General features: G+C 58.4%; 16 protein-coding genes. 11 read left to right on the forward strand and 5 right to left on the reverse strand.

Annotation, left to right across the window (positions count from 1 at the left end; all coding sequences use genetic code 11):
- The first annotated feature begins 1 nt into the window (after position 1).
- Both ACM6IN_RS23625 and ACM6IN_RS23630 read left to right on the forward strand, forming a co-directional pair.
- The gene (locus ACM6IN_RS23625) at positions 2-724 is read left to right on the forward strand and encodes a heme ABC transporter ATP-binding protein (protein ID WP_414895106.1); all 723 of its coding nucleotides are present in this window, start codon (positions 2-4) and stop codon (positions 722-724) included.
- A gap of 21 nt (positions 725-745) precedes the next feature.
- Positions 746-1,597 carry a ChaN family lipoprotein gene (locus ACM6IN_RS23630; protein WP_414916786.1) on the forward strand — a complete coding sequence of 284 codons (852 nt, stop codon included), beginning with the start codon at positions 746-748 and terminating at the stop codon, positions 1,595-1,597.
- 226 nt (positions 1,598-1,823) lie between these two features.
- On the opposite strand, the gene ACM6IN_RS23635 is transcribed toward ACM6IN_RS23630, so the two are convergent.
- The 4 genes from ACM6IN_RS23635 to ACM6IN_RS23650 form a co-directional block, all read right to left on the reverse strand.
- Positions 1,824-2,624: a Crp/Fnr family transcriptional regulator gene (locus ACM6IN_RS23635; protein WP_414916787.1), complete on the reverse strand. Its 801-nt coding sequence runs from the start codon at positions 2,622-2,624 to the stop codon at positions 1,824-1,826.
- Positions 2,625-2,640: 16 nt separating this feature from the next.
- On the reverse strand, positions 2,641-2,913 hold the full coding sequence (locus ACM6IN_RS23640) for a TfoX/Sxy family protein (RefSeq protein WP_003228231.1): 273 nt from the start codon (positions 2,911-2,913) through the stop codon (positions 2,641-2,643).
- A 286-nt stretch (positions 2,914-3,199) separates the two neighbouring features.
- Complete coding sequence (locus ACM6IN_RS23645) at positions 3,200-3,544, reverse strand: pentapeptide repeat-containing protein (protein ID WP_007909940.1); 345 nt, start codon at positions 3,542-3,544, stop codon at positions 3,200-3,202.
- Positions 3,545-3,634: 90 nt separating this feature from the next.
- Positions 3,635-5,191 (reverse strand): AAA family ATPase, encoded by a 1,557-nt coding sequence (locus tag ACM6IN_RS23650; protein ID WP_414916788.1) that lies wholly within the window; start codon positions 5,189-5,191, stop codon positions 3,635-3,637.
- Between the two features lie 118 nt (positions 5,192-5,309).
- Here ACM6IN_RS23650 and mrcB point away from each other — a divergent pair, with 118 nt between their 5' ends.
- From mrcB to ACM6IN_RS23665, 3 genes are read left to right on the forward strand one after another with little or no spacing between them, the layout of a single operon-like run.
- Entirely contained in the window at positions 5,310-7,634 is a 2,325-nt protein-coding gene (gene mrcB, locus ACM6IN_RS23655) for a penicillin-binding protein 1B (RefSeq protein WP_007909944.1), read from the forward strand.
- Positions 7,635-7,650: 16 nt separating this feature from the next.
- Positions 7,651-8,400, forward strand: a complete 750-nt coding sequence (locus tag ACM6IN_RS23660; protein ID WP_007909946.1) for a hypothetical protein — start codon at positions 7,651-7,653, stop codon at positions 8,398-8,400.
- Positions 8,400-8,735, forward strand: coding sequence for a YqcC family protein (locus ACM6IN_RS23665; protein WP_007909947.1), 336 nt, complete (start codon positions 8,400-8,402; stop codon positions 8,733-8,735). Before ACM6IN_RS23660 ends, ACM6IN_RS23665 begins: the two co-directional genes overlap by 1 nt.
- 108 nt (positions 8,736-8,843) lie before the next feature.
- Here the strand turns inward: ACM6IN_RS23665 and ACM6IN_RS23670 are convergent, their stop codons facing one another.
- Positions 8,844-9,260, reverse strand: coding sequence for a DUF4124 domain-containing protein (locus ACM6IN_RS23670; protein ID WP_007949939.1), 417 nt, complete (start codon positions 9,258-9,260; stop codon positions 8,844-8,846).
- A gap of 399 nt (positions 9,261-9,659) precedes the next feature.
- On the opposite strand from ACM6IN_RS23670, the gene ACM6IN_RS23675 reads away from it, so the two are divergent.
- From ACM6IN_RS23675 to msrQ, 6 genes are all read left to right on the forward strand, one after another.
- A complete protein-coding gene (locus ACM6IN_RS23675) occupies positions 9,660-11,384 on the forward strand; it encodes an acetolactate synthase 3 large subunit (RefSeq protein WP_414916789.1) in 1,725 nt (574 codons plus the stop codon).
- A gap of 2 nt (positions 11,385-11,386) precedes the next feature.
- Entirely contained in the window at positions 11,387-11,878 is a 492-nt protein-coding gene (gene ilvN / locus ACM6IN_RS23680; RefSeq protein ID WP_003176102.1) for an acetolactate synthase small subunit, read from the forward strand.
- A 48-nt stretch (positions 11,879-11,926) separates the two neighbouring features.
- The gene (ilvC, locus tag ACM6IN_RS23685) at positions 11,927-12,943 is read left to right on the forward strand and encodes a ketol-acid reductoisomerase (protein WP_007909969.1); all 1,017 of its coding nucleotides are present in this window, start codon (positions 11,927-11,929) and stop codon (positions 12,941-12,943) included.
- 149 nt (positions 12,944-13,092) lie between these two features.
- Positions 13,093-13,950, forward strand: coding sequence for a CDP-diacylglycerol--serine O-phosphatidyltransferase (gene pssA / locus ACM6IN_RS23690; protein WP_016983477.1), 858 nt, complete (start codon positions 13,093-13,095; stop codon positions 13,948-13,950).
- A 63-nt stretch (positions 13,951-14,013) separates the two neighbouring features.
- Positions 14,014-15,027, forward strand: a complete 1,014-nt coding sequence (gene msrP, locus ACM6IN_RS23695; RefSeq protein WP_095114485.1) for a protein-methionine-sulfoxide reductase catalytic subunit MsrP — start codon at positions 14,014-14,016, stop codon at positions 15,025-15,027.
- Positions 15,027-15,633, forward strand: a 607-nt coding sequence (gene msrQ, locus ACM6IN_RS23700; RefSeq protein WP_414916790.1) for a protein-methionine-sulfoxide reductase heme-binding subunit MsrQ, incomplete at its 3' end; no start/stop codon positions are given. The genes msrP and msrQ, both read left to right, overlap by 1 nt.

A 15,633-nucleotide genomic window follows, 5' to 3' on the forward strand; every position in this document is an offset into this window, starting at 1 on the left:
AGTGCTCAGCGATGTCACGCTGCAGCTTGAACCGGGTGAAGTACTCGGTGTGCTGGGGCCGAACGGTGCCGGCAAGAGTACCTTGCTGGGCGCCTTGTGCGGCGAGTTGGCGGCGAGCAACGGCGGGGTTTCCCTCGACGGGCAGGCGTTGAGTCACTGGACTGGCCCGCAACGTGCGCAACGACTGGCGGTGTTGCCTCAGGTGTCGACCCTGGATTTTGCCTTTCGCGTTGAAGAAGTGGTCGGCATGGGCCGCTTGCCTTGGCAAAGCGGTCGGGTGCGGGATGACGAAATCATTGCGGCGGCGTTGACGGCGGCGGATGCCGGGCACTTGAGCGGTCGCAGTTATCTGGCGCTGTCCGGTGGCGAGCGTCAGCGTGTGCATCTGGCGCGGGTGCTGGCGCAGCTTTGGCCGGGGCAGGCCGGGCAGACGCTGCTGTTGGATGAGCCGACGTCGATGCTCGATCCGCTGCATCAACACACAACGCTGCAGGCCGTGCGCGAGTTTGCTGATCGTGGCGCCGCGGTATTGGTGATCCTGCATGATCTGAATCTGGCGGCGCGTTATTGTGATCGCATTCTGCTGCTGGAAGGCGGGCATCCGGTGGCGCTGGATACACCGCAGCAGGTTTTGCGACCGGACACGCTCCAGGCCGTATTCGGTCTCGAAGTGTTGGTGCAGCCGCACCCGGAGCGTGGGCATCCGCTGATTATCGCCCGCTGACTGGATCATCGAGGTGATTGCATGCGTGGGATGTGGCTGTTGGCGGTGGTGTTGCTTGCGGGGTGTCAGCATGCTGTGGCGCCACCGCCGGTCAGTGGCGAGATTCGCGATCTACGCAACGGCGAAGTGCTGACGGCGCAGCAGCTGGTGAAGCGCTTGGCTGAGCCTGAGCGGTTGATCATCGGTGAGCAGCATGACAATGCCGATCATCATGCCGCGCAGTTGTGGCTGTTGCGCTCGCTCGGCGAGCAGCGGCCGCAGGGCAGTCTTCTAATGGAAATGTTCACGCCGGACCAGCAGCCTCGTGTTGACCAGGCACGCCAGACGAAAACGCCGTCCGCTGATCTGCCCGGTGCATTGGCCTGGCAGGACGGTTGGGACTGGAATCTCTATGGGCCGATTGTCCGCTTCGCGCTCACTCAACCTTATCCGCTACTGGCGGCAAATCTGGATAGCGACGAGATTCGAACCTTCTATCGCAATCCGTCCGTGTTGAAGGGAGAGCGCAGCAATGCTGAGTCGGTGAAAGCCGTATTGTTGGAGCAGATCAGCGATTCCCACTGTGGCCTGCTGCCCGAATCACAGATGCCGGCAATGCTCGCTGTTCAGCAACAACGTGATCGGCGTATGGCCGAAGGGCTATTGGCGGCCCCGACACCTTCAGTCTTGCTGGCCGGTGCGTGGCATGCGCGCAAGGATGTTGGCGTGCTGTTGCATGTTGTGGATTTGGGCGCCACGGAGTCCCCGACGGTGTTGATGCTGGCAGAGCAGGGCACCGAGATAACGGCAGCGATGGCCGATTACGTTTGGTACACGCCCGCCACGCCCAAGCAGGATTACTGCGAGCAGATGCGCAAACAGTTCGGCAAATGACTTTTCCACAGGCAAAAAAAGACCCGGTAAAAACCGGGTCAAATAACCGTGATTAGCCTGATGAGGAGATAATCTGAGAGTCCGAACCAAGGGCTTTTCAGAATATCGACTGATCTCGCGACCAGTTGTGATAATCATAGCGATTCTCATTACCGAGTCAACAACTGTTTTTCCGTTTCTTTGAATTCGTCTGGTAAATGGCCGGAACACCCCGTAAACAAAGGGTTCAGCGCAGGCTTTCCGGTGGGGGTATTCGTGTGATCTGCCGATTCAGCTGGCCGATCCGCCGCGCCATGCTCTCGATCAGGCTGTGGGCGATCTTCGGATTGGTGCGAGTCATGCTCAAGAATTGTTCACCGGGAATCAGCATTATTGTGCTCGGTTCTCGGGCGATGACCGTGGCACTGCGTGGCTCGCCGGTGAACACGGCCATAGCACCAAAAATTTCGTCCTTGGGCACGTCGCCAACTTTCTGCCCGTCTACAAACGCTTCGGCATGCCCGTCGATGATTACGAACACGTGGTCAGCTACGTCACCCTGGCTGATCAGGGTTTCACCTGCTTCGACCCGTTTGAAACCGTTGGTGCTGCGAAACTCGCGTGGCTTCAGCTCCGCGACGGCATGGGCAAGGATTGCCATTTGCCCGAGCAGATACTCCAGAAACTGCTCTGCCCGATGAGTGTCGGCATGCAAATGCTGGAAAAACTCACCACGCCGATAGGGCGTCAAGCGCAATGCCCCTTCATTGCATAAACGGCAATCAGCCCAGTTCTCACCTTGCTGGAGGCCGATCAAATCACCCTCCTGCCAATAAAACAGCGGGCGGGCGGCGATACAGCCGCTGATCCCACCTTCATTGAGCAGGAATAGCTGATCGGCGGGCAATTGCGCGAGCAAATCATCCGACGCTTCCAGCTCCAGAGTCGGCCCGCAAGGCGCCAAATCGCGCAGCCACAGTGCAGGCAAGCTCTGCAAACGGTTGATCAAGGCATCGGCCCAGGCCGATTGTTCCCCCAGTAAATACATAACGGTCTATGCCCGTTCAGTTCTTGTGGCGCGAGGAAATGGCTTCAAGCTGCTTGTTCAAGGCGTCCTTGCGTTCGGCGGGGATGTCGTTCCAGTGCACATCCATCAGCGCGCCTTCAATCGCATACAACAACACCTTCGATGCGCGAAACCCGCGGGTACGCACGGCCCGGTAGGCATCCACTGCGCCCAGGCGACGCAAGTCCGAGGCGCTGTGGATGCCCACGGCATGCAGCCATTGCGCCGACGTCTTGCCAAGATTCTTCAGGTGTTGCAGTTCATCATTCATCAAGCCTCCTTGCGACGGCCGAATGGTGCGTGGGCGAGCTTCTCAGGAGTGTAGCCATCAGTAGGAAAAGCGTGGTTGTTTGGTCGGATTCAACGCAAACGCTTCTAAGAAAGGGCGCTTTTAAGGGCTGCGAGCGCAGATGAGGAGGGGGGAACACAAATCAATGTAGGAGTGAGCCTGCTCGCGATAGCGGACTTGCAGGCACACATGTGTTGAATTCTAAACCGCTATCGCGAGCAGGCTCACTCCTGCAGGGAAGGCGTTGTGTCAGGGAACAATGAGGCGATCAGCGGGTGCGATAACGCAAACGCGTGCCGAAATTCATCGACATCAGAATCTCGTCAGCGCTCAGCTCCGGCGGGAAATACGCCCCGGAAATCTGTGCGTGAGCCAGGCTTGCACCTTCCAGCGACGCATTGCGGAAATCGATGCCACGCAGATCGGCGGAACGGAAGTACGCGTCCCGGAAATCCACGCCATCGGCGTTCAGTTCACGTAAATCGAGACCACGGAAATCGCCGCCGACCATGTCGATCGGGCCATCCTGTGGGCGCTCTTTGTTGAAACCTGTGATGTCGTCTTTGTGCAGCAAGGCATACAGCGGGGTGTCGAGAAGTTTCGGCTGGCTCATGTCATATCACCGTTGGTTTTATGACGCCAGTATAGTGCCACTATTTGACGACCGTGAAGCGAGCGAGGGCTTCACGGCCGAAATAGTTTCTTACAGGCCTGGCAGGCGCTGACGGATCTGCGCGACCACGGTGTCCAGCGTGCCGGATTCGTTGGTCTGCACGCGTTTGCTGCGCAGGATTTCTTCCGGCGTCAGCGCTTCACGATTGGCCTGCTGCGCTTCGATTACGGCCAGGGTGGCGTCAGACGGATCCTGTTTGTCGGCCTGACGAATCGCCAGCCAGCTCTCGATCACCGCTTGCGGTGCGTTGCAGTCGAGGATCAGGAATGGTGTGCCGGTGGCTTCGGCAATTTTTGCCGCGTTGTCGCGTTGTTCGCGTTTGAGGTAAGTCGCGTCGATGACCACCGGGAAACCAGCGTGCAGGATCACTTCCGCAATTTCGTGCAGGCGCGCGTAGGTCGCGGTGCTGGCGTCAGCACTATAGATACCGGCTTGCACATCGTTGGTAACGGTTTGCTCGCCGAACAAGCGCTTGCGCTCGACATCGGAGCGCAGGCGGATGGCGCCCAGCGCTTCGACCAGACGCATGGCCACGTGGCTTTTGCCAACCGCGGAAACACCGTGGGTGATCGCCATGAAACGCGAGGGAATGGTGCTGTAGCTCTCCGCCAGGTTGGCGTAGTTGCGGTACTGGCGCAGGGTGGTGGCGCGCTGCACTGGTGTTGCGTCTGCCGGCATGCTGAACAGCGCAACCTTGGCGCGAACCAGTGCGCGGTAGGCTTTGTAGAAGTTCAGCACTTCCAGGCCTTGATAGTCGCCGGTCAACTCGAGGTACTGGCTGATGAAGCGGCGCGCCAGGGATTTCAGGCCACGGTCTTCCAGGTCCATCGCGAGGAAACCGGTGTCGGCCCAGACGTCCGTGAAACGGAACGGTTCGTTGAACTCGATGCAGTCGAAGATCACCACTTTGCCGTCAATGACCGTGGCGTTGCCCAGGTGAATATCGCCGTGGCATTCACGGGTAAAACCTTCGGTTTTGCGCTGAGCGAACAGTGGCTTGAGACGTTCGAAACTGCTTTCGGCCCAGGCTTTCAGTGCGTCGAGTTGCAGCAGATCGTTTTTGTCGCTGAGGAACGGCAGGATCTGCTCGAAGTTTTGCGCGACCGGCGCCATTACGCTGTCCGGGGTGCCGGCATCGTGTTCGGCCGGGACTTTTGGCGCGGTGAGGTGGAAGCGCGCAATCTGCTGCGCCATCTCGTCGATGTGCTGGGTGGTCAGCTCGCCATTGGCTTGCAGGGTGCTGAGCAAACCGCTCTGCGGGAACTGGCGCATTTTCAGCACGTATTCGATCGCTGCGCCGTCGCCGCCCAGTTGCGGTGCTTCAACGCTGCCAGTCACCGGCAACACTTCCAGATACAAATCATCAGTCAAACGCTGGTTCAAACGCAGCTCTTCTGCGCAGAAATGTGCACGCGACTCGAGACCGGTGAAGTCGAGGAAGCCGAAATTGACCGGTTTCTTCACTTTATAAGCGAAGGGACCGGTGAGGATCACCCACGAGATATGGGTTTCGATGACCTGAAACCCTTCGACAGGGTGCGGGTAGAGGGCCGGGTTTTGCAGGGCAGCGATCAGTGACTGGCTCACGGGCGATCCTTCAGAGACTGGGGGAAATTCGAGGTGGCCATTATGGCCGCTCGCCAGCCCGACGCAAACCTCGGAGCGCTCCTGTTGAGGATGAATAAAGTGCGTATAATCCGCCGCCATGACTCGAACTCGATCCCCCCGTACCAAGAAAAAGCCACCCTCCAAGGGCCTTAGCCCGTGGTTGAGCTGGGCCATTAAACTCAGTCTGGTCGGCCTTGTCGTGCTGGCCGGCTTCGCCGTTTACCTCGATGCCGTGGTGCAGGAGAAGTTCTCCGGCAAACGCTGGACCATCCCGGCCAAGGTCTACGCGCGGCCGCTCGAGCTGTTCGTCGGACAAAAGCTCAGCAAGGACGATTTCCTTACCGAACTCGATGCCCTTGGCTATCGCCGTGAGGCGGTCAGCAATGGCCCCGGCGCCGCAGCCGTCAGTGGCAATACGGTCGATCTGAATACCCGTGGCTTCCAGTTCTATGAAGGCCTGGAAAAACCGCAGCCGGTACGCGTGCGTTTCTCCGGCGATTACGTCGCAGAACTGTCGGCGACCAACGGTTCAAAGTTATCCGTAGTGCGCCTTGAGCCGTTGATGATCGGCGGCATTTATCCAAAGAATCTCGAAGACCGCATTCTGATCAAACTCGATCAGGTGCCGCCGTATCTGCTCGAAACCCTGGTCGCTGTAGAAGACCGCGACTTTTATAGCCACTGGGGCGTGTCGCCGAAGTCGATTGCCCGCGCTGTCTGGGTCAACACCTCTGGCGGCAAGATGACCCAGGGCGGCAGTACGCTGACCCAGCAGTTGGTGAAAAACTTCTACCTGACCAGCGAACGCAGCCTGACTCGCAAGCTCACCGAAGCAATGATGGCGATGCTGCTGGAGTTGCATTACGACAAGAAGGAAATTCTTGAGGCTTACCTCAACGAAGTCTTCGTCGGACAGGACGGTCAGCGTGCGGTGCACGGTTTTGGTCTGGCCAGCCAGTTCTTCTTCGGCCAGCCATTGTCCGAGCTGAAACTGCATCAGGTGGCGTTGCTGGTCGGCATGGTCAAAGGCCCGTCCTACTACAACCCGCGTCGTAATCCTGAGCGCGCGCTGGAGCGGCGTAACCTGGTGCTCGACGTGCTTGAGCAGCAAGGCGTGGCGACTGCCGAACAGGTCGAAGCGGCGAAGAAAATGCCACTGGGCGTGACCACGCGCGGCAAGCTCGCCGACAGCTCGTTCCCGGGCTTTATCGATCTGGTCAAACGCCAGTTGCGTGAAGACTACCGCGACGAAGACTTGACGGAAGAAGGCCTGCGCATCTTCACCAGTTTCGATCCGATCCTGCAGATGAAGGCCGAAGCGTCGGTCAACGACACCTTCAAACGTCTGGCCGGGCGCAAGGGTTCTGATGACGTGGAAGCGGCGATGGTCGTGACCAATCCGGAAACCGGCGAAGTCCAGGCCATGATCGGCAGCCGTCAGGCCAGTTATGCCGGTTTCAACCGCGCACTGGATGCCGTGCGGCCGATTGGCTCGTTGATCAAGCCTGCGGTTTATCTGACTGCGCTGGAAAAACCGAGCCAGTACACCCTGACCAGTTGGCTGTCCGACGATCCGTTGTCGGTCAAAGGCGCGAACGGTCAGGTGTGGAAACCACAGAACTATGACCGTCGCTCTCACGGTACCGTGTTTCTTTATCAGGGCTTGGCGCATTCCTACAACCTGTCGACTTCGCGTCTGGGCCTGGAAGTCGGCGTGCCGAATGTATTGAAAACCCTGGGTCGACTGGGCGTGACGCGTGAGTTCCCGGCATTCCCGTCGATGCTTCTCGGCGCTGGCGGCATGACCCCGATCGAAGTCGCGACCATGTACCAGACGCTGGCCAACGGTGGTTTCAATACGCCGATGCGCGGGATTCGTAGCGTGCTGACCGCCGAGGGCGAGCCGCTCAAGCGTTATCCGTTTCAGATTGAGCAGCGCTTCGATCCGGCGTCCATTTATCTGATCCAGAACGCCATGCAGCGCGTGATGCGTGAAGGTACCGGCAGCTCGGTTTATAACGTGCTGCCCAAGACTCTGACGCTGGCGGGCAAGACCGGTACCAGTAACGATTCCCGTGACAGCTGGTTCGCCGGTTTCAGTCAGGATCTGCTGGCGGTGGTCTGGTTGGGTCGTGATGACAACGGCAAGACACCGTTCACCGGGGCGACTGGTGCGCTGCAGGTCTGGACCAGTTTCATGCGCAAGGCCGATCCGCTGCCGCTGGACATGCCGCAACCGGACAACGTCGTGCAGGCGTGGGTCGATTCGCGTACCGGGCAGGGCTCCGATGCCAACTGCCCGGGGGCGGTGCAGATGCCGTATATTCGCGGCAGCGAACCACCACCCGGCGCCGCCTGTGCGGGCGAAACGCCTGCTTCCGGCGAGTCGGTGATGGATTGGGTCAAGGGCTGGATGAATTAAGCGAAGAGGGTTTCAAGTGAACAAGTGGTTGATTCCAGCGGTGACCGCCGTGGCTTTGCTCAGCGGCTGCTCTACCGTACAGCGTGGTTCGATTCCGGTGGTTGATTCCGGTACTGCGGTGTCCAACAGCGAGCGTATTTCGGCCAATGGCGGTTTCCGTCAAACGACGGTGAAGCGTCCTGCGCAGGGCCAGACTCAGGCCATTCCGCAAGGTGATACTGGTGTGGTGGTGATGGTGCCGGGCGGCGGCGCTGCCGTGTCGACACCGATCAGCGCTTCGCCAATCGTGCCAGGCCCGGCATCCGGCGGTATCACGGCGGGGCCGTACAATCCTTCGCCGGCCGAGTCCGCGCCGATCAATTCCGGCAGCTACAGCATGCCGTCGACGCCCAGCGGGATTCCTTCGGCCAGCAGCGGCGGTGGCTTGTCGGCAGATGAGCAACTGGACGGTCCGGTGCTTGCCTTGCTGACGACAGCTCAACAACAACAGGCCGGTGGCGACCTCAATGGCGCGTCGTCCAGCCTGGAGCGTGCTCAGCGTGTGGCGCCGCGTGAGCCGCAAGTGCTTTATCGTCTGGCGCAGGTGCGCATGGCCCAAGGTGACGCGCCGCAAGCAGAGCAGTTCGCCCGTCGTGCGTTGACCATGGCCAACGGTCGTCCGGACTTGCAGGCCAGCCTATGGGAAATCATTGCTCAGTCCCGTGAGAAACAAGGCGATTCCGCCGGCGCCGCTCAGGCCCGTCAGAAGGCCAAGGTTTCGCTGTGATGGATGCTCGTTTCCCGAAAATCGCTGATCAGCTGTTGCTGATCGAGCGTGAGCTGCGCACACAAGGCTGGTGGGATGAGGTTTCTCCGTCGGCCGAAGCGCTGAGCAGTGTCGAGCCGTTTTCGGTCGATACACTGGACTTCGAGCAGTGGCTGCAATGGATCTTCCTGCCACGCATGAAGATGATCCTTGAACAGGATTTGCCGTTGCCGAATGCTTCGGGGATTCAGGAAATGGCCGAAATGGTCTTCGCCCAGCGCAACCTGGGTGGCAAGGATCGTCAGTTGCAGGTGCTGCTCAAAGAGTTTGACCTGCTGATCACTGCCTCGCGCTAACCCAGACTGACACCGGATAGGTAGGAGCTGCCGAGGGCTGCGATCTTTTGATCTTGTTTTTGAAAGCAAAATCAAGAGATCGCAGCCTGCGGCAGCTCCTACAGGTGTCTATTCACAATTCTGCGCGATTTGTTTCTGTGCCTCGACGATGCGTTCCTGACGCTGTGCATCATCCAGCCGGCGCATCTGCCCCTCCACCTCCTCCCTCAAACGCGGATTGTTCTGCAATTGCGCAAGGTTCGTCCGTGCCTGCTCGCAAAACTGCTTGAGCTGCGCCTGCTGGTCAGCCACCTGTTTCTTCACCTTGTCGTCGATAGCCTTCTGGTCACCGAGTACACCGCTGCCCGGCATTGCCCCGGGCTTGGGCGGGGGCGACGAGGGCGTCTGCAAGGTCGTCGACGGCTGGCCCGCTGGCGGCTGCGCATCGAAATGCGTGACGCCTTGAGCGTCGACCCATTTGTAGATTTGAGCGGCCATGCCCCATGGGCTGATGCCGATCAGCAGAGTGAGGAGGAGCGTTCGCATGCTGAATCCTTGGTAAAAGTGCGCAATTGACACTAACAGAGTAGCGGTTTTCAGGTTTTTTCTTGCGTTCTCATGTGTTTACCCACAATTAACCACATAGACGGCTTGACTTGGAGAGGGCGAAACAGAAGAATCCAAAGTCCGCTGTAGAGGGACTGCCAGAAGCAGACCCACTCGGTAGATCATGAGGCGCACATCCGCGCCGACCTGTTACACCCGCAACGCGTTACCTCGCGCTGGGTGGGAAAGGCCCGCAACACTTGGGACGATCCCAATACTTGCTCAGTCAGTGCTGACGTAGTCGGCGACCACCGTCGCTCATGCTCTGCCGAGAAGTAAACCTATTAAGACCCGCCCCTTTTTTGTGGACGGTATTCTGGCGTTTTAGAGGTGAACAACGTGGAGCTTTTATCTGGCGGTGAGATGCTAGTCCGCTTTTTGCGTGACGAAGGCGTCAAATATATCTACGGGTACCCGGGTGGTGCTCTCCTGCATGTTTACGATGCCCTGTTCAAAGAACCGGAAGTGACTCACATCCTGGTTCGTCACGAACAAGCGGCAACCCATATGGCTGACGGTTATGCCCGTGCCACCGGTAAAGCCGGCGTGGTATTGGTGACTTCCGGTCCTGGCGCCACAAACGCCATTACCGGGATCGCGACCGCCTATATGGACTCGATTCCAATGGTGATCATTTCCGGTCAGGTGCCAAGCACCATGGTCGGCACCGACGCGTTCCAGGAAACCGACATGATCGGTATCTCCCGGCCGATCGTGAAGCACAGCTTCATGATCAAGCACGCTTCGGAAATCCCGGAAGTAATGAAGAAGGCCTTCTACCTGGCGCAATCCGGTCGTCCGGGCCCGGTCGTGGTCGATATCCCGAAAGACATGACCAACCCGGCCGAGAAGTTCGAATACATCTTCCCGAAAAAAGCCAAGCTGCGTTCCTACAGCCCGGCCGTTCGCGGTCACTCCGGGCAAATCCGCAAGGCGGCAGAAATGCTCCTGGCGGCCAAGCGCCCAGTGCTCTATTCGGGTGGCGGCGTGATCCTCGGCAACGGTTCTGCACCGCTGACCGAACTGGCGAAAATGCTCAACCTGCCCGTGACCAACACGTTGATGGGCCTGGGTGGTTTCCCGGGTACTGATCGTCAGTTCATCGGCATGCTCGGCATGCACGGCAGCTACACCGCCAACCTGGCGATGCACCATGCTGACGTGATCCTCGCGGTCGGCGCACGTTTCGACGATCGCGTGATCAACGGCGCGGCGAAGTTCTGCCCGAACGCCAAGATCATCCACGTCGATATCGACCCGGCTTCGATTTCCAAGACCATCAAGGCCGACGTGCCAATCGTTGGCCCGGTGGAGAGCGTCCTGACCGAAATGGTTGCGATCCTCAAGGAAATCGGCGAGACCCCGAACAAGGAGTCCGTTGCCAGCTGGTGGAAGCAGGTTGATGAATGGCGCGGTGATCGCGGCCTGTTCCCTTACGAGAAGGGCGACGGCAGCAAGATCAAGCCACAGACCGTGATCGAAACCCTCTGCGAAGTGACCAAGGGCGATGCCTTCATCACTTCCGACGTGGGCCAGCACCAGATGTTCGCTGCGCAGTACTACACGTTCAACAAGCCGAATCGCTGGATCAACTCCGGTGGTCTGGGCACCATGGGCTTCGGTTTCCCGGCGGCCATGGGCATCAAGTTGAGCTTCCCGGATGACGATGTTGCCTGCGTCACCGGCGAAGGCAGTATCCAGATGAACATCCAGGAACTGTCGACCTGCCTGCAATATGGCTTGCCAGTGAAAATCGTCATCCTCAACAACGGTGTTCTGGGGATGGTGCGTCAGTGGCAGGACATGAGCTACGGCAGCCGTCACTCGCATTCCTACATGGAATCGCTGCCTGACTTCGTCAAGCTGGCTGAAGCCTACGGCCACGTCGGCGTACGCATCACCGAATCGAAAGATTTGAAGTCGAAGATGGCAGAAGCGTTCGCCATGAAGGATCGCCTGGTGATCATCGACGTTTCGGTCGACACCAGCGAGCACGTCTATCCGATGCAGATCAAAGACGGCTCGATGCGCGATATGTGGCTGAGCAAGACGGAGCGTACTTAATCATGCGGCACATTATTTCCTTGCTTCTGGAAAACGAACCCGGCGCTCTGTCTCGCGTAGTCGGCCTGTTCTCGCAGCGCAACTACAACATCGAAAGCCTGACCGTGGCTCCGACCGAAGACCCGACCCTGTCGCGTCTGACGCTGACCACCGTTGGCCACGATGAAGTCATCGAGCAGATCACCAAAAACCTGAACAAGCTGATCGAAGTGGTCAAGCTGGTGGACCTGTCGGAAAGCGCTCACATCGAGCGCGAGCTGATGCTGGTCAAGGTCAAGGCCACTGGCGCCCAGCGCGCCGAGATCAAACGCACCACCGATATTTACCGTGGACAGATCGTCGACGTCAGCGCCAGCGTGTATACCGTTCAATTGACCGGTACCAGCGACAAGCTCGACAGCTTCATTCAGTCCATCGGCACCGCATCGATTCTGGAAACCGTCCGTAGCGGCGTGACCGGCATTGCCCGCGGCGACAAAGTACTCAGCATCTAAACCAAATTAGCGAATGGCCTGAACGGCCTGGATATATAGGGGAAATTCATGAAAGTTTTCTACGATAAAGACTGCGACCTGTCGATCATCCAGGGCAAGAAAGTTGCCATCATCGGTTACGGTTCCCAGGGCCACGCCCAAGCGTGCAACCTGAAAGACTCCGGTGTCGACGTTACCGTTGGCCTGCGTAAAGGTTCGGCCACCGTTGCCAAAGCAGAAGCTCACGGCCTGAAAGTGACCGACGTTGCTTCCGCTGTTGCTGCTGCCGACCTGGTCATGATTCTGACCCCGGACGAGTTCCAGTCTTCCCTGTACAAGAACGAAATCGAGCCGAACATCAAGAAAGGCGCCACCCTGGCCTTCTCCCACGGCTTCGCGATCCACTACAACCAGGTTGTACCGCGTGCCGACCTCGACGTGATCATGATCGCGCCGAAAGCTCCGGGTCACACCGTACGTTCCGAGTTCGTCAAGGGCGGCGGTATCCCTGACCTGATCGCGATCTACCAGGACGCCTCGGGCAACGCCAAAAACGTTGCGCTGTCCTACGCCGCTGGCGTTGGTGGCGGTCGTACCGGCATCATCGAAACCACCTTCAAGGACGAGACCGAAACCGACCTGTTCGGCGAACAAGCCGTTCTGTGCGGCGGTACCGTTGAGCTGGTCAAAGCCGGTTTCGAAACTCTGGTTGAAGCTGGCTACGCGCCGGAAATGGCCTACTTCGAGTGCCTGCACGAACTGAAGCTGATCGTTGACCTCATGTACGAAGGCGGTATCGCCAACATGAACTACTCGATCTCCAACAACGCCGAGTACGGCGAGTACGTGACTGGCCCGGAAGTGATCAACGCCGAGTCCCGTCAGGCCATGCGCAACGCCCTGAAACGTATTCAGGACGGCGAATACGCCAAAATGTTCATCAGCGAAGGCGCAACCGGCTACCCTTCGATGACCGCCAAGCGTCGTAACAACGCCGCTCACGGCATCGAAGTCATCGGCGAGCAACTGCGCTCCATGATGCCGTGGATCGGTGCCAACAAGATCGTCGACAAAGCCAAAAACTAAGTCGTCGTCCCTTGTATGAAAAAACGCGGCCTCGGCCGCGTTTTTTCGTTTGAGCCGGTGGTTCTGGTATAAAGCTGCAGCGTTTGTGGCCGAACTGTCGTCCTCAAGCACCTGTCGAATTTTCTCCAAACCGTTGCAAGGTAATGTCCATGAGCGAACGTCCCGAAGAGCCGAACAAGGCTTCTGACGCCGAAAGCCTGCTGCCTATCGATGAACACATCGAGGAAGGGCACGACGCAGAAGGTCGTAAAGTCCGGCATCGTGGTATCTATCTGCTGCCGAATCTGTTCACCACTGCGAACCTGTTCGCAGGGTTTTACTCCATCATCAACTCGATGAGCGCCCAGGCGGCCTTGAGTGCCGGTGATTCCGCCAACGCGAGCAAGTATTTTGCTTTCGCTGCGATCGCGATCTTCGTTGCCATGGTGCTCGACGGCCTCGACGGTCGTGTCGCGCGCATGACCAATACACAAAGTGCCTTCGGCGCCGAGTACGACTCGCTGTCGGACATGGTCGCGTTCGGTGTTGCACCGGCGTTGCTGGCATTCGGTTGGGCGTTGGGCGATATGGGCAAGGTCGGCTGGATGGTCGCCTTTATCTATGTAGCAGGCGCGGCGTTGCGTCTGGCGCGCTTCAATACTCAGGTCGGTACGGCGGACAAGCGCTATTTCATCGGTCTGGCCAGTCCGGCGGCTGCTGGTGTGGTGGCGGGGATTGTCTGGGCGTTCAGTGATTACGGCATTCAGGGTTCGAAGATGTCGTTCCTGGTTGCGTTGATGGTGGCGGCCGCCGGCATGCTGATGGTCAGCAACATCAAGTACAACAGCTTTAAAGAGCTGGATCTGAAAGGGCGCGTACCGTTCGTGGCTATCCTTGCTGTGGTGCTGGTGTTTGCCGTGGTATTCAGCGATCCACCGCGCATTCTGTTGCTGGTGTTCCTTGCTTACGCGGCGTCCGGCCCGGTTCAGTACCTGTTGCATCTTCGTCGGCACAAAAAAGCCGAGTGATGTAATTTCCCGCATACTCCGCAGTCTATGGGTGCATCTGTCCTCCAAAGCTGCGGAGTTGCCATGTTGATCAAAGTCCCCAAAGCGTCCGACTGCCACGAGTCGGATGTCACGCCTGAATCCATCTATCTTTCTCGCCGCCAATTGCTGGGGGCCACTGCTGCCGGTATCGCCGTCAGTAGCCTGCCGCGCTGGGCCAATGCTGACGATGCGGCGCGGTATGCCGATGTCGAGCCGGGCAAGGCACCTGCCTGGTTTAGCGAGAAGCTCTCCTCTACTAAATGGGGGGCGGTCAACGTCAAGGATGAGGCGATCACGCCTTATAAAGACGCCACTCACTACAACAATTTCTATGAGTTCGGTACCGACAAGGGCGACCCGGCGGCGAATGCTGGCTCGCTGAAAACCGAACCATGGAGCGTAGTGATCGACGGGGAGGTGGGTAAGCCAGGGCGCTATGCGCTGGAAGACTTCATGAAGCCTTATCAGTTGGAAGAGCGTATCTATCGTTTGCGCTGCGTCGAGGCGTGGTCGATGGTCATTCCGTGGATTGGCTTTCCGATCTCGGCGCTGCTCAAGCAGGTCGAGCCAACGTCCAAAGCCAAATACATTCGCTTTGAAACCTTGCAGGATCCCAAGAGCATGCCCGGCCAGCGCTCCGGTTTTGCCTTGATCGATTGGCCTTATGTAGAAGGCTTGCGGCTGGATGAGGCGATGAATCCCTTGGCGATTCTGGCGGTAGGCATGTATGGCCGTGAATTGCCGAATCAAAATGGCGCGCCGCTGCGTCTGGTGGTGCCGTGGAAGTATGGCTTCAAGAGCGTCAAATCCATCGTGCGCATCAGTCTGGTCAGCGAGCAGCCGAAGACGACCTGGCAGAGCATTGCGGCAGATGAATACGGGTTTTATGCGAACGTGAATCCTACGGTTGATCACCCACGATGGACGCAAGCACGGGAGCGTCGCCTGCCGAACAGTCTGTTCAAGCCGAATGTTCGTGATACGCAAATGTTCAACGGCTATGCGGATGAAGTCGCTTCTTTATATGCAGGGCTCGATCTGCGGAAGAACTACTGATGCGATTCCCGTACTGGCGTATAGGCGTTTTCATTGCGGCAGCGGTCTGGCCGATGCTGTGGTTGTATCAGGCGCTTGAGGATTTGCTTGGGCCGGATCCCGGCAAAGTGCTGGTTGATCGGCTGGGGCTGGGAACATTGGTCTTGTTATTGATCACCCTGAGCATGACGCCGATGCAGAAACTGACCGGCTGGGCAGGGTGGATTGCGGTTCGCCGGCAGTTGGGGCTCTGGTGTTTCGCCTATGTGGTTTTGCATCTGTGTAGCTATATGGCGTTCATTCTGGGTTTCGATTGGTCGCAGCTGACGGTCGAGTTGCGCAAGCGACCTTACATAATAGTAGGGGCGTTGGGCTTTCTCGGATTGTTGGCGTTGGCGGTGACTTCCAATCGCTACAGTCAGCGTCGTTTAGGTGTGCGCTGGAAGAAACTGCATCGTCTGGTCTACGTGATTCTGGGCCTGGGTTTGCTGCACATGTTGTGGATCGTGCGCGCTGATCTTGAGGAGTGGGCGATCTATGCCTTTATAGGTGCGGTGCTGCTGCTACTGCGTATTCCGCCGGTGACGCGTCGGATCCCGCGTTTGCTGGCTAAAAAGCAGGTTTTGC

The sequence above is a fragment of the Pseudomonas sp. IT-P395 genome, from assembly GCF_949767675.1.
GTDB lineage: Bacteria > Pseudomonadota > Gammaproteobacteria > Pseudomonadales > Pseudomonadaceae > Aquipseudomonas.